This is a genomic window from Streptomyces sp. NPDC001822, assembly GCF_042892135.1.
Taxonomy (GTDB): Bacteria; Actinomycetota; Actinomycetes; order Streptomycetales; family Streptomycetaceae; genus Streptomyces.
Genome location: NZ_JBIATW010000002.1, coordinates 121131 through 133354, shown reverse-complemented (window position 1 = coordinate 133354; position 12224 = coordinate 121131). Strand labels below are relative to the sequence as shown.

At 68.5% G+C, this 12224-nt stretch carries 12 protein-coding genes and 1 pseudogene; 6 read left to right on the top strand and 7 right to left on the bottom strand.

What is annotated here, in order from left to right:
• The 3 genes and pseudogenes from ACFYY2_RS04880 to ACFYY2_RS04870 form a co-directional block, all read right to left on the bottom strand.
• A pseudogene (locus ACFYY2_RS04880) lies at window positions 1-783 on the bottom strand (hypothetical protein); the annotation flags it as partial.
• A gap of 311 nt (window positions 784-1094) precedes the next feature.
• The gene (locus tag ACFYY2_RS04875; protein ID WP_388737105.1) at window positions 1095-2090 is read right to left on the bottom strand and encodes a helix-turn-helix domain-containing protein; all 996 of its coding nucleotides are present in this window, start codon (window positions 2088-2090) and stop codon (window positions 1095-1097) included.
• Window positions 2091-2165: 75 nt separating this feature from the next.
• Complete coding sequence (locus ACFYY2_RS04870) at window positions 2166-2465, bottom strand: hypothetical protein (RefSeq protein ID WP_388737102.1); 300 nt, start codon at window positions 2463-2465, stop codon at window positions 2166-2168.
• A 325-nt stretch (window positions 2466-2790) separates the two neighbouring features.
• Between ACFYY2_RS04870 and ACFYY2_RS04865 the strand changes: the two genes are divergently transcribed.
• Both ACFYY2_RS04865 and ACFYY2_RS04860 read left to right on the top strand, forming a co-directional pair.
• Window positions 2791-2925: a hypothetical protein gene (locus ACFYY2_RS04865; RefSeq protein WP_388737100.1), complete on the top strand. Its 135-nt coding sequence runs from the start codon at window positions 2791-2793 to the stop codon at window positions 2923-2925.
• 65 nt (window positions 2926-2990) lie between these two features.
• Window positions 2991-3986 (top strand): aldo/keto reductase, encoded by a 996-nt coding sequence (locus ACFYY2_RS04860; RefSeq protein ID WP_388737098.1) that lies wholly within the window; start codon window positions 2991-2993, stop codon window positions 3984-3986.
• A 144-nt stretch (window positions 3987-4130) separates the two neighbouring features.
• Here the strand turns inward: ACFYY2_RS04860 and thpR are convergent, their stop codons facing one another.
• On the bottom strand, window positions 4131-4703 hold the full coding sequence (thpR, locus tag ACFYY2_RS04855) for an RNA 2',3'-cyclic phosphodiesterase (RefSeq protein ID WP_388737095.1): 573 nt from the start codon (window positions 4701-4703) through the stop codon (window positions 4131-4133).
• 99 nt (window positions 4704-4802) lie between these two features.
• Here thpR and ACFYY2_RS04850 point away from each other — a divergent pair, with 99 nt between their 5' ends.
• Window positions 4803-5384 carry a Uma2 family endonuclease gene (locus ACFYY2_RS04850; protein ID WP_388737093.1) on the top strand — a complete coding sequence of 194 codons (582 nt, stop codon included), beginning with the start codon at window positions 4803-4805 and terminating at the stop codon, window positions 5382-5384.
• A 54-nt stretch (window positions 5385-5438) separates the two neighbouring features.
• On the opposite strand, the gene ACFYY2_RS04845 is transcribed toward ACFYY2_RS04850, so the two are convergent.
• Entirely contained in the window at window positions 5439-6773 is a 1335-nt protein-coding gene (locus ACFYY2_RS04845) for an MFS transporter (protein WP_388737090.1), read from the bottom strand.
• 94 nt (window positions 6774-6867) lie between these two features.
• Complete coding sequence (locus ACFYY2_RS04840; protein WP_388737087.1) at window positions 6868-7308, bottom strand: MarR family winged helix-turn-helix transcriptional regulator; 441 nt, start codon at window positions 7306-7308, stop codon at window positions 6868-6870.
• Window positions 7309-7443: 135 nt separating this feature from the next.
• Here ACFYY2_RS04840 and ACFYY2_RS04835 point away from each other — a divergent pair, with 135 nt between their 5' ends.
• Window positions 7444-7659, top strand: coding sequence for a hypothetical protein (locus ACFYY2_RS04835; RefSeq protein ID WP_327116011.1), 216 nt, complete (start codon window positions 7444-7446; stop codon window positions 7657-7659).
• A 40-nt stretch (window positions 7660-7699) separates the two neighbouring features.
• Here the strand turns inward: ACFYY2_RS04835 and ACFYY2_RS04830 are convergent, their stop codons facing one another.
• Window positions 7700-9151, bottom strand: a complete 1452-nt coding sequence (locus ACFYY2_RS04830; RefSeq protein ID WP_388737084.1) for an NCS2 family permease — start codon at window positions 9149-9151, stop codon at window positions 7700-7702.
• Between the two features lie 232 nt (window positions 9152-9383).
• Here ACFYY2_RS04830 and ACFYY2_RS04825 point away from each other — a divergent pair, with 232 nt between their 5' ends.
• Both ACFYY2_RS04825 and ACFYY2_RS04820 read left to right on the top strand, forming a co-directional pair.
• The gene (locus ACFYY2_RS04825; protein WP_388737081.1) at window positions 9384-9662 is read left to right on the top strand and encodes a DUF2530 domain-containing protein; all 279 of its coding nucleotides are present in this window, start codon (window positions 9384-9386) and stop codon (window positions 9660-9662) included.
• Window positions 9663-9807: 145 nt separating this feature from the next.
• Window positions 9808-12216 (top strand): HAD-IC family P-type ATPase, encoded by a 2409-nt coding sequence (locus ACFYY2_RS04820; protein WP_388737079.1) that lies wholly within the window; start codon window positions 9808-9810, stop codon window positions 12214-12216.
• Window positions 12217-12224: the final 8 nt, after the last annotated feature.

Below are 12224 nucleotides of genomic sequence, written 5' to 3'. Positions count from 1 at the left end.
CTGAACCATCGAACCCCAACCACCCCCGACCACCGAACCCGAGAAAGAACCACTCCCGGAATTCCGGTACAGATTCAACTGGTCATCCGCATCCACACCGAGCAGATCATCCATGTTGTCACCCGTGAAATCATGCGTCGCCCTACGCACCGGAGCATCGTCGATCACCGACTTGTTTCGTACCGGGACGTAGTCCTCCGGGTTGTTGCCGGAGAAGTAGGGGTAGGGAATCTCCCGGTAGTGGACGCCGGTACCGGAGAACTCCAGCCCCATGTAGGAGGACTTGGAGGAATCCGCCCACTTCTCGAACAGCACAACGTGGCCGCCGTTGCCGGCGTCGTCGTCCAGAAGCGCGTCACCAGCCTTCAGTTCGCCCTTGGTTATGGTCTCGGTGACCCCGTTGGCGGCGAACGTGTTGGTGGCCAGCGACGCCGAGAGCTTCCACGCCATGGAGACGTAACCGGAGCAGTCGGTCCTGTAGTTCTGGTAGGAGCCGCCCTGGTCGTAGTCCAGGCCGAGGCCGACCCAGCTCTTCGCTCTGCTGATCACGGCGGATCGCGTGATCTCGGGAGCCATGGCGGAGGCCGACCGCGCCAGCCCCTGTCGCTCCGCCGGCACCGCGAGATACGGCCCCTGGCCGGGGCTACCGGTGTCGCTCACTGCGATCGGGGCCGGCGAGTCGGCCTGAGCGACCGTCGCACCCGCCAGAACTACACCGGTTGCGGCGAGGGCCACGGACGCGGCGATCACGCAGCGGAGGGGAGAACGGGTGGTCATGGGCATGGCAATACTCCAGGTGTGTGGAACGGCCGAGGTTCTGGCGGGGCGGGGAAGGCTTCCCCCAGAGGTGGTCCCGGGGCGCTGCCGGGTAGATCCCCGGCAGCGTTCCCTCGTTTGCTGGGACAACAATTGCCCAGCTCAGAGACATGCAGAAGGCCGATTCACTGGCCCGTATCGGCCGCGGCCGGTACGGTCCGCACTCTTGCCCCAGCGGGCTGGACACAAAGATGCGCGAAGCCCGTGAGGGTTTCGCGCATCAGGAAGGAGCAGGAGCGAATTTCGGTGGCGGCCACAGCCCACGCCCGGCCGGACGGTCAGCTGTGTGCGGGTAGCCAGTTCCTCTGAACCGCCAGAACTCCCGCTTCGAAGCGGCTGCGGGCTCCGAGCCGCTCCATGAGATCGGTGGCGATCCGCCGCGCCGTACGGGGCGACACACCGAGCCGCTTGGCTATCGCCTCGTCGGTAAGTCCCCTGGCGAGCAGTTTCACAGCCGTGGACTGCTGAGCCGTCAAACCGCCCGCACCTGCCACAGGAACGTCGGAGAGCGGCAGCGCCGCAGCCCACGTCGACTCGAACAGGGCGGACAATGCGGACAGGGTGCCTTGTCCCGTCAGCACCACCGCCCCGGCTGCGGTGTCATCACTACTGACTGGAATCACCGCCGCCGCTCCGTCGAAAATGATCATCCGCGTCGGCAGCGTGGCTGCCGTACGCACCTGACCGCCTATGGAAGCAAGCCAGTTGGCATGGTCGATGGACAACCGGCTGTTACGGACGCTCTCCAGATAGATCGTGCGCATGCGCACACCCCGCCCCAGCACCTCCGCATTGAGCGGACGGGCTGCGTCGATCGCGTCCTGGGGCAGATGACTGTTGGGGGAGAACGCCAGGACCTCGCACCGTGCTTCGCGTGTGAAGGTGATGAGACGGTCCCGTATGCGGTCCAGACCCACAAGTTGCTCGACTCCCGGCTCGGCGGTCGCAGGGCGGAGCTCCGCATACTCCGATATGAGCTGAGCCGCTGCGGCCCGGGACGTTTCCAGACGCTGCTGCTGCGCCGCCAGTTCGGCCTGCTGACGAGCCATGAGGATTTCCATCCCGATGTCCGGTGAGACCGCGCGCAGACGACCCGTACTCTCGGCGGACGGCCGCACCAGGCAAAGTTCGCTCAGCTCGTCCAGCGCGTCTCGCGTCGCGCTCTCGGTGAGGCCCAACTCTGCCGCTAGAGCGAGGACACCCAGATCCGGCTGCGTCAGCATCCCTCGGTAAACGGTCTCAACGGTCTTCTCCAGCCCCAGAGTCGTCAGCACGTTGGTTGTCCCCCCGGTCACTCCTGGCACATGTTTGTGTAGAGATCATTACAGGAACCACACGTTAATCCCTAGCTAATTCACGCCTGATCCTGAGGAGAGGCCCAAAGAGTCCTGTGCCGGAACGGGCCTTCCCATATGGTCGGCAAGTTGCCCAGACATTGAGATCTTGGACAGATGCACCTCGTCCACGCGCATGTCGAAATGCTCGCCCCAGCAGAAGTTCCGGCGGATATACGTGCGTTGATGCGGGCCGGCCTGAGAGCCGATTACCACGCCCGGGTTGAGCACCTCGCAGTGCATCACAGGTCCGACCACCTCTTCACCCTGGGCTTCTTCATCGTGTCTGAACGATGGGATCTGGCCGAAAAGCATGCGGCGGAGGTCTGCGGCCGCATGCTGAAAGCATCTGGGCTCCGCGAGGCTCGACTCCTGAGCACGGGGGCCCCGTCCATAGCCCCCTCGTTCCACGGCCCGAACAGGTTCTTCCCGTAGCTCGGCGTGGGCCGCGAAATCCGCGTCTGGACTCAACCGTCCAGGACCCTTTCAGTCCACCTTTCCGCTCTTCCTGGCCGCCCGAGCTGCAGCTTGGCTATGGGCACCGGACGACACGACCTCACTGCGGTGAGTCGGCCCGTGCGGCAGGAAACTATCGCCCCCGCTCGCCGCCAAGCGGTACATCTGGAAGGAAATCGTCACCATGCGCTTTATCCGTCTGGCCAACGCGGCCGCCGTCACCGTCACCCTCGCCATCGGGCTCTCCGCCGGCATTGCCGCATCGGTCGGGCTGGACAAGCCGCCCGTCGCGACGGCGCAGGACATCCTCTGGATGTGACCGCGAGGAACCCCGACCGAGTCACCCTTGCTTCGAGCCCGCTCGAAGGAGTTGGCTTGGGCTCCATGAAGTACACGCAGCTCGGACGCACCGGACTCAAGGTCAGCCGCCTCGTCCTGGGGACGATGAACTTCGGCCCCCAGACCAACGAGAGCGACAGCCACGCCCTCATGGACGCCGCCCTGGAGGCGGGAGTCAACTTCTTCGACACCGCGAACGTCTACGGCTGGGGCGAGAACAAGGGCCGCACCGAGGAGATCCTCGGCACCTGGTTCGCGCAGGGCGGCGAGCGCCGCGACAAGGTCGTGCTCGCCACCAAGGTCTACGGCAACATGGGGGCCGACGGCGAGGCGTGGCCCAACCACGACAAGCTGTCCGCCCTGAACATCCGCCGGGCCGTCGACGCGAGCCTCAAGCGCCTGCAGACGGACCACATCGACCTGTACCAGTTCCACCACGTCGACAGGTCCACCCCGATCGACGAGATCTGGCAGGCCATCGACGTCCTGATCCAGCAGGGCAAGATCCTCTACGCCGGCTCGTCCAACTTCTCGGGCTACAAGATCGCCCAGGCCAACGAGCGTGCCCGGCAGCGCGGCAGCTACGGCCTGGTCAGCGAGCAGTGCATCTACAACCTGATGCAGCGCGGCGCCGAGATGGAGGTCATCCCGGCCTCCCAGGAGTACGGCCTCGGGGTCATCCCCTGGTCACCGCTGAACGGCGGTCTGCTCGGCGGCGCGATCCGCAAGGAACGCGAGGGCGGCGGCGCCCGGTCCACCTCCGGCCGGTCCGCCGACGCACTGGCCGACCCGGCGGTACGGGCGCGCGTCCAGGCCTACGAGGACCTGCTGGAGAAGCACGGCCTGGAGCCGGGCGAAACCGGCCTCGCCTGGCTGCTGACCCGGCCCGGCGTCACCGGCCCGATCTCCGGCCCGCGCACCCGCGAACAGCTCGACTCCGCCCTGCGCGCGGTGGAACTGGAGCTGTCCGACGAGGTGCTGTCCGCCCTGGACGAGATCTTCCCGGGCCCGGGTCCGTCGCCGGAGAACTTCGCCTGGTAGGACACGGTGGGCGGCGGCCGTCCCCGGCGGGCTCAGCCCCCGAGGGCGGCCGCCGCCGCGACGAGGACGAACATCAGCACGAGCACGGCCGCCATGATGCGGTTTCTGGTCTTCGGGTCCACGCGAGGAGCCTAGCCGTCCCGCTCACCGCCCCAGTCGCCAGGCCCGCACCACCTCGTAACGCGGCTGCTCACCCGGTACCCCTGCGACGGGCAGGTTGCTGCGTACGAGCGCGAGTTCGCCCGCCTGCCAGCGCACGCCCTCGAAGTCCTCCAGCGCGGCCGCGAACGGAGTGAGGTCGGCGTTGACCCGGCTGCGGGCCAGGGTGAGGTGCGGGGTGTAGTGCCGGTGCTCCTCCATCGCCACCCCGGCCTTGCGGGCGGCGGCATGGGCGCGTCCGGCCAGCAGCCGGAGCGTGTCGAGGCCGCCGGCGGCTCCCGCCCACAGCGCCCGCCCGTCGAAGCGTCCGCCGCCGTGGATCCGGAGCGGGAAGGGCTCGGTCCGGTGCGCGGCGCGCTCCAGCCGGGTGAGGAGGTCCGGCAGCAGTTCCTCGTCGACGTTCCCGAGGAAGGCCAGCGTGTAGTGCCAGCCCGCACGGGCCGTCCAGCGCAGGTCCCCGGCCCCGGGCAGCGCGTGCAGCGCGGCGACGGCCCCGGCCAGTTCGTCGGCGGCGGGCTCCGGCGGCAGGACGGCGGCGAAGAGTCTCTGGCTGCTCATGCGGCGAGTGTCCCAGCGTCCCTACGTGTCCGGGGGGCCGGGCCTATCGTTGTACTACGCGGCTACCCGCGCCGTGCGGCAGCGGGGAGGAGCGGCACGATGACCGTCGTCGACGACAGGATCGAGATGGCCGACACCAGCGACGAGCGCACCCTGGACATGATGTTCGAGTGGCTTGAGCCCACCCCCGAGGGATTCAAGGTAGAGATCGTCGAGGGGAACATCTACATGTCGCCGCAGCGGGACACGCACTGGGAGATCATCTTCGACCTCTTGGAGCAACTGCGCACCGCCTATTCGCGACAGCAGTTGAAGACGGACGTGCGGATCGACTTCCCGGGACGTCTCAACGGGTTCGCCTCCGACGTGGTGGCTCTCTCGGAAGGCGCGGTCAAGGATGCCAAGGGCCACTGGCGCTACCAGGACATCGAGTTCGTCGCCGAGGTGATCTCCAAGGACACGGCCGCCAACGACTACGGCTCCAAGAAAGCCACATACGCCACCGCGGGCGTGCCGGTGTACCTCATCGCCGACCCGTACACCGGCACGTGGCACCTTCACACGCTTCCCAAGGACGACGAATACCGCAGTCTGCTGAGCCTCGATTTCGGCTCGGCAGTCGATCTCACCGGCACGGTCGTGGGCCTCACGCTGGAGACGGGCGACTTCCCCCGCGACTGAACGCGAGAACGCCGCCCCCTCCGGCGGGGAGGGGGCGGCGTACGAGGGCGGTGCTCAGGCGGCCGTGGCCAGCTGTTCGCGCGGGACGAACCGCACGTGCGGGCGGCCCGGGCGCAGGTCGACCTTGAGGCGCAGGCCGCCGACGCGGGTCAGGGCGAAGCCGACGCCGAGCGCGGCCAGCATCGAGATCGTCCCGCCGACCGCCATACCGGTCCGGGCGCCGTAGGTGTCGCTGATCCAGCCGACGATCGGGGCGCCCACCGGCGTACCCCCGGCGAAGACCATCATGTAGAGGCTCATCACCCGGCCCCGCATCTCCGGGTCCGCGGCCATCTGGACGCTCGTGTTGGCGATGATGTTGGTCGTCAGGCCCAGCATGCCGATCGGGACCAGCAGCAGCGAGAACAGCCAGACGGACGGCGACAGCGACGCGGCGACCTCCAGGACGCCGAACACGGTGCCCGCGCCCACCAGCATCCGCAGCCGCGAGGAGCGGCGCCGGGCGGCCAACAGGGCTCCGACCAGGGAGCCGGACGCCATCAGGATGTTGAAGAACGAGTACAGCCCGGCACCGCCGCGGAAGATGTCGTCCGCGAAGGCGGTCAGCCAGATCGGGAAGTTGAAGCCGAACGTGCCGACGAAGCCGACCAGGACGATCGGCCAGATCAGATCAGGTCTGCCCGACACGTAACGCAACCCCTCGCGAAGCTGCCCCTTGGCACGCTTGACGGTCACGGACGGGTGAAGCTCGCTCGTCCGCATCATCAGCAGTCCGACGAGCGGCGCGGCGAACGACAGGCCGTTCAGAAGGAACGCCCAGCCGCTGCCGACCGTGGTGATGAGGACACCGGCGACGGCGGGGCCGATGAGCCGGGCGGACTGGAAGTTGGCCGAGTTCAGACTGACGGCGTTGCGCAGCTGCGCGGGACCGACCATCTCGGACACGAACGACTGGCGCGCGGGGTTGTCGACGACCGTCACCATGCCGAGCAGGAACGCGATCAGATAGACGTGCCAGACCTGGACGACGCCCGAAAGGGTGAGGGCGGCGAGTGCGATGCCGCACAGGCCGAGCGCCGCCTGGCTGATGAGCAGCAGCCGCCGCTTCGGGAGCCGGTCGGCGATGACGCCTCCGTACAGGCCGAAGAGCAGCATCGGGAGGAACTGGAGGGCCGTGGTGATACCGACGGCGGCCGCGGACCCGGTGAGGCTCAGGACGAGCCAGTCCTGCGTGATGCGGGACATCCAGGTACCGGTGTTGGAGATCACGGCGCCCGTGGCGAACAGGCGGTAGTTGCGTATCTTCAGCGACGAGAAGGTCCCGCCGGTCTTGCTCTCGTGGGCGGATGTCGGTGCGGGGGCGGAGTCTGCTCCGGATCCCGTACTCAAAAGGGTTCGCCTCCTCGGGCGTATACGTCGTTCGGACTGACGGGGATGTGGACGTGGGCGCCGCGGGCTGCCGGCCCGGGTGCCACGCCTGGGATCACAGGTGGGCGAGCTTCTCCAGCACGGGCGCTGCGGCCCGCAGCGTCGCCCACTCCTCCTCGTCCAGGCCCTCGGCGAGGTTGGCCAGCCAGGCGTTCCGCTTGGAGCGGCTCTCGGCGAGCATGGCTTCCGCCTGCTCGGTCCGGCTGACCATCTTCTGCCGACGGTCGTCGGGGTGCGGTTCCAGTCTGACCAGGCCCTTGGCTTCCAGCAGCGCGACGATGCGGGTCATCGACGGGGGCTGCACGTGCTCCTTGCGGGCCAGCTCACCGGGAGTGGCCGATCCGCAACGGGCCAGAGTGCCGAGCACCGACATCTCGGTGGGGCTCAGCGACTCGTCGACTCGCTGGTGCTTCAGGCGACGGCCCAGCAGCATCACGGCGGAGCGAAGGGAGCTCACGGCGGCGGCACTTTCGCCGTCGTGGATCAGGTCAGGCATGTTCATTAGCGTAACTCATTAGCTCTGCTAAATACCAACCGGGTGGTACACGCGCGAGAAACTGATCACCCGAACGAGTGAGTATGGGCCGGAAACCGCCCCGGAACGGCCATCCGTGCCGCGACCCTGCTTGGCATGGGATCGACAGTGCTCAGCCTGCGCATAGACGGTGAGCTGCTCGAGCGGCTCCGCCGGCACGCCGCCAGACGCGGCATGACCGTCCAGGACTACGTGGTCAGGACGCTCGTACGCGACGATTTCGACGAACGCTTCCACGCGGCCGTCGACGAGACGGAGAAGTTCTACGGGGCGGATCCCCGTCACCCGGACCCGGCCGACCGGGTCACCTGACGGAGTTCCGCCCCGTAGGGGTGGACGCGTCCGCACGCGCCTACGTGAGGCCGAGCCCCGGCATCGCGTAGTAGAAGACGAAGACCGCGGACACCACGTACATGGCGACCGGCACCTCACGCCCGCGTCCCGCCACCAGGCGCATCACGCTGAAGGCGATGCAGCCGATGCCGATGCCGTTGGTGATCGAGTACGTGAACGGCATCATCAGCATCGCGAGGAAGGCCGGGACCGCGAGCGTCATGTCGCTCCAGTCCACGTCCCGCACATTGCCCGCGAGGATCAGGAACCCGACCGCGACCAGGGCCGGAGTGGCCGCCTGCGAGGGGACCATCGTCGCCAGGGGCGTCAGGAACAGCGCCACCGTGAAGAGCAGCCCGCTCACCACGCTCGCCAGCCCGGTACGGGCCCCTTCGCCGACGCCCGCCGTGGACTCCACGAAGCACGTCGACGCCGAGGAGGAGCTCAGACCGCCCGCTGCGACGGCGACACCGTCGACCAGCAGGACCCGGTTGATGCCCGGGAAGTTGCCGTCCTTGTCCATCAGCTTCGCCTCGTCGCCGACACCGAGGATGGTGCCCATCGCGTCGAAGAAGCAGGACAGCAGCACGGTGAAGACGAAGAGGACGCCGGTCACCACCCCGACCTTGTGGAAGCCGCCGAACAGGCTGACGTGGCCGATCAGGCCGAAGTCCGGGGACGACACGGGATTGCCGGGCCACTTCGGGACGGTCAGGCCCCAGGCCTCGGCCGGCAGGTCCGCGACGGCGTCGATGACCAGCGCCACCACCGTCATGGCGACGATGGAGATCAGGATCGCGCCGGACACCTTGCGCACGATCAGGCCGAGGGTCAGCAGCGTGCCGAGGATGAAGACCAGCACGGGCCAGCCGTGGAGGTGACCGTCGTTGCCGAGCTGCAGCGGCACGGTGGTGTGCGCGGCGTCGGGGATGCGGGAGACGAAGCCCGAGTCGACCAGACCGACCAGCAGCACGAACAGGCCGATGCCGATCGCGATGCCCTTGCGGAGGGACCGCGGCACGGCGTTCATCACGCGTTCCCGCAGCCCGGTCGCGACCAGCAGCATCACGACGATGCCCGCGAGCACGACCATGCCCATGGCGTCGGCCCAGCTCATCCGGGGGGCGAGCTGGAGGGCGACGACGGTGTTGACGCCGAGACCTGCGGCGAGCGCGATCGGCACGTTGCCGATGACACCCATCAGGAGCGTGGAGAACGCGGCCGCCAGCACGGTGGCCGTGACGAGCTGGCCCCCCTGGAGCTGGTGCCCGTACATGTCCTTCGCGCTGCCGAGGATGATCGGGTTCAGCACGATGATGTACGCCATGGCGAAGAACGTGGCGAACCCGCCGCGGATCTCGCGCGCGACGGTCGACCCCCGCTCGGAGATCTTGAAGAAGCGATCGAGGGAGCCGAGCGACTGCTGCGGCCCCTGAGGCTGACCGACCGGAGCGGTGGCCGAGGAGGACATGTATGACCTTCAGTCGTGCATCGAGGGGGGATTAAATACAGTCAGACTTGGATGTTCACACGAATGAATTGAGTCATCCATAAGCAGATTCAGTATGAATACATAAGGCAAAGATCGCTATCTCCGCGCGTAGACCCTTGCGCCGACTGGCCGTGCGGCTCTCGGGCCGGGGCCCGGCCCTTGAGTCCCTGAGCCCGCCGGTGGTGACGGGCCGGGCCCTTAGACTGACCGCATGGAGAAGTGGACACCGAAGCACGAGGCACCCGAGCCCCTGGAGGGCCCGGTCGTCGCCACCATCACCGGCGGCACGATCCTCTGGTTCGTCCTCTTCCTCGTGCAGGTCCCCTTCTACGGCTGGTTCGACGACCGCGGACACGCCTGGTGGATCTGGGTCTGCCTGGCCGGCGCCGGACTGGGCCTGATCGGCATCTGGTACGTCCGGGGACGCGACGCCGCGATCAAGCGGGCCGCCGCGCAGGCGGCCGCCGGCCCGGACACCGCTCAGCACTGACTCTCCGGGCCCCGGCACACGCCCGCCGCCCCTACGGCATCCCCCCGGCCGACCCGCAGGCCCCCGGGCCGTCCCTCTCCTCCCCCGGTCGGATCTTCCGGCTCCCGGCGGGTGAACCACGCGTTCCGCCCGTACGGTCGGAATCATGACTCAGCGGGCACTCGACTCCTCCGGCGAGAAACCGGAACCCGTACCTGCCTCCGAGGTGGCCGTCCCGGCGGGCGGCCTGACGACGGCCCAGGTGGCCGAACGGGTCGCCCGGGGCGAGGTCAACGACGTACCCGTCCGCTCGTCCCGCTCCGTCGCCGAGATCGTCCGCGCGAACGTCTTCACCCGGTTCAACCTGATCATCGGCGTGCTCTGGGTGATCTCACTCATCGTCGCGCCCATCCAGGACAGCCTCTTCGGCTACGTGATCATCGCGAACACGGGCATCGGCATCATCCAGGAGTGGCGGGCCAAGAAGACCCTGGACGGTCTCGCGGTGATCGGCGAGGCGAGACCGTCCGTGCGGCGGGACGGGATCTCCGCCGAGGTGTCCGTCTCCGAGATCGTCCTCGGCGACCTGATCGAGCTCGGCCCCGGGGACAAGGCGGTCGTCGACGGCACCGTCGCCGAGGCCGACAGCCTGGAGATCGACGAGTCGCTCCTGACCGGCGAGGCCGACCCCGTCGTCAAACGGCCGGGCGACCCCGTGATGTCCGGCAGCTTCGTCGTCGCGGGCGGCGGGGCGTTCACGGCCACCAAGGTCGGCCGCGAGGCCTACGCTGCGCAGCTCGCCGAGGAGGCCTCCCGCTTCACCCTCGTCCGTTCCGAACTGCGCAGCGGCATCAGCACGATCCTCAAGTACGTCACGTGGATGATGGTGCCGACGGCGACCGGGCTGATCATCAGCCAGCTGGTCGTCAAGAACGACAATTTCAAGGACTCGATCGCCCGCACCATCGGCGGCATCGTCCCGATCATCCCCGAGGGACTGGTCCTGCTCACCTCGGTCGCCTTCGCGATCGGCGTCATCAGGCTCGGCCGCAAGCAGTGCCTCGTGCAGGAACTGCCCGCCATCGAGGGCCTGGCCCGGGTCGACGTGGTCTGCCTGGACAAGACCGGCACCCTCACCGAGGGCGGCATGGACGTCACCGAGGTCCGCCCGCTGAACGGCTCCGACACGGCGTACGTGCACCGTGTCCTGGCCGCGCTCGGGGCCTCCGACCGCCGCCCGAACGCCAGCCTGCAGGCCATCATCGACGCCCACCCGGACGACGTGGGCTGGGCCGTCACCGAGGCCCTGCCGTTCTCCTCGGCCCGCAAGTACAGCGGAGCGGCCTTCACCGAGACCGGTGGAGGGGTGTCCGCCTGGCTGCTCGGCGCGCCCGACGTGCTTCTCCCCGCCGACGACCCCGCACTCGCGGACACCGGCCGCCTCAACGAACAGGGCCTGCGCGTCCTGCTGCTCGCCCGTGCGCACGCCGAGCTGGGCGCCCCCGACCCGGCCGCGGGGGCCGTGCCCACGGCGCTCGTCGTCCTGGAACAGCGGCTGCGGCCGGACGCCGGGGAGACCCTGGCCTACTTCGCGGACCAGAACGTCGACGCCAAGGTCATCTCCGGTGACAACGCCGTCTCCGTGGGCGCGGTCGCCCAGAAGCTGGGGATGCCCGGCGCCGAACACCCTCTCGACGCCCGTCGGCTTCCCGCCGAACGGGACGCCATGGCGGCGGAGATCGAACGCAACGCGGTCTTCGGCCGGGTCACCCCACAGCAGAAGCGCGACATGGTCGCGGCCCTCCAGTCACGCGGGCACACGGTCGCGATGACCGGCGACGGCGTCAACGACGTACTCGCCCTGAAGGACGCCGACATCGGGGTCTCCATGGGCTCCGGCTCCGAGGCGACCCGGGCGGTGGCCCAGATCGTGCTGCTCGACAACAGCTTCGCCACGCTCCCCTCGGTCGTGGCCGAGGGCCGCCGGGTCATCGGCAACATCACCCGGGTCGCCACCCTGTTCCTGACGAAGACCGTCTACTCGGTGCTGCTGGCGATCCTCGTGGTCTGCTTCCAGGTGGAGTACCCGTTCCTGCCGCGCCACCTCACGCTGCTCTCGACGCTCACCATCGGCGTCCCGGCGTTCTTCCTGGCGCTGGCCCCCAACAAGGAGCGGGCCCGGCCGCACTTCGTGCGCCGGGTCATGCGGTACTCGGTCCCGTCCGGGATCATCGCCGCGGCCGCCACCTTCGCGACGTATCTGGTGGCCCGGCACATGTACCGCGGGCCGGGAGCCCTGGAGGCGGAGACCAGCGCGGCCACACTCACGCTGTTCCTGGTCTCGATGTGGGTCCTGGCGATCATCGCCCGCCCGTACACCTGGTGGCGGGTCGTCCTCGTCGCCGCGATGGGGCTGTGCTTCCTGATCGTGCTGTCGGTGCCGTGGCTCCAGGACTTCTTCGCGCTGCGGCTCGTGGGCATGACCACCCCGTGGACGGCGGTCGGGATCGCGGTGGCAGCGGCGGCCGTCCTGGAGCTCGCCTGGAGGCTGGTCGGCCGCCGCTTTCCCACGTAGATCCGCGA